This window comes from Aeribacillus pallidus (assembly GCF_050478865.1).
Taxonomy (GTDB): Bacteria; Bacillota; Bacilli; order Bacillales; family JACDOC01; genus JACDOC01.
On sequence record NZ_JBCNBW010000103.1, the window covers coordinates 1 to 1285 of the forward strand.

Consider the following 1285-nt stretch of genomic DNA (forward strand, 5'->3'; position numbering starts at 1 on the left):
TGCACATAACCCTGTCAAGTAGACAATGAAAAAAGAGTATATTAAGCTGCGGCCTTTTCTCGGTATTCAATCGGGGAAAGGCCGTTGAATTTTTCTTGGAATCGATCTTTATTGTAAAAATCTATATACTCCTTAATCGCCCTATATGCTTGATCGATTGTTTTAGGACGCACTAAATTCAACTTCTCGGTCTTTAAATGTGAGAAGAAACTTTCAATACAGGCATTATCAAGGCAGTTTCCTCTTCGGGAATGGCTTCCTTGAATATTAAGCTCCTTTACTTGTTTCTCATACGCCTTAGTTGTATATTGGAATCCTTGATCTGAATGAATGAGTGCTTTTTTGGTAAATGGTTTTCCCTTTAATTGCTTCAAGGTGTCTAATACTAATTCAAGGTCGTTTCTTTCAGATAATTTCCAAGCAACAATTTCATTGTTATACAAATCTAAAACGGCTGATAGGTAGGCAAAATGTTCTCCCACACGTACATATGTAATATCCGTTACGAGCTTTTCAAACCGGTTCTCTGCGTAAAATTCTCTATTTAGGACGTTAGGAAATACAACCGAACCTCTATGACCGTAGAACGGTCTTTTCTTACGAATGACAGATTTTATTCCTAATTCCCTCATTAAACGGCGTACACGCTTATGGTTTACAACCATCCCCTCTCTGGATAAAGCTCTCGTCATTCGCTTATAACCATAGTAGGGATGTAACTTGTGAATCGCTAATATGTGCTCTTTAATCAAAAGGTCCTTTTCCATACGTATTGACGGTTTTGAACGATTACTGCGCCATTTATAGTATCCAGCTTTTGAAACCTCAGCAATTTTGAAAAGCCATGCAAGTGGGTGCGTTCTTCTTAATTCATCAATAATTTGAAACCTTTCAGATTTTAAGACCACTCCTTCCCGTGTAGATTTGGATTGCGCTTTTTTAGGTATTCCACCTGCGCTTTCAAATAAGCATTCTCTTCTTCTAAGCTGTTAAAGTGCTTTTTGTTCCATTTTCCACGATTGTCCTCCAACGACTCATTGTTTTTTACTTTCTTTACCCACTCAGCAATTTGTGCATCGCTCTTGATCCCGAATTGTTCACGAAGCTGTCGATAGGACCAGCCCTCCTCCAACTTCAAACGAACTACTTCACGTTTTAATTCAACAGTATATGATGAAAAAGTTTGTCCTTTTTTTGCCATAGAAAAATCCCCTCCCAGGTAGACTATTAAGAACATCATATCATGCTCTCTTTTTTTAATGTCTACCTGTAGGGGATAATACCA

The 1285-nt window shown here is 37.9% G+C and carries 1 protein-coding gene; it reads right to left on the reverse strand.

The features are described 5' to 3' along the window. Window positions 1-41 precede the first annotated feature (41 nt). Window positions 42-1201 (reverse strand): IS3 family transposase gene (locus ABES52_RS16815; protein WP_429652467.1). Its coding sequence is split into 2 segments (ribosomal slippage): window positions 42-943 and window positions 943-1201, totalling 1161 coding nucleotides; the frame shifts between segments, so codons are not numbered across the junction. Window positions 1202-1285: the final 84 nt, after the last annotated feature.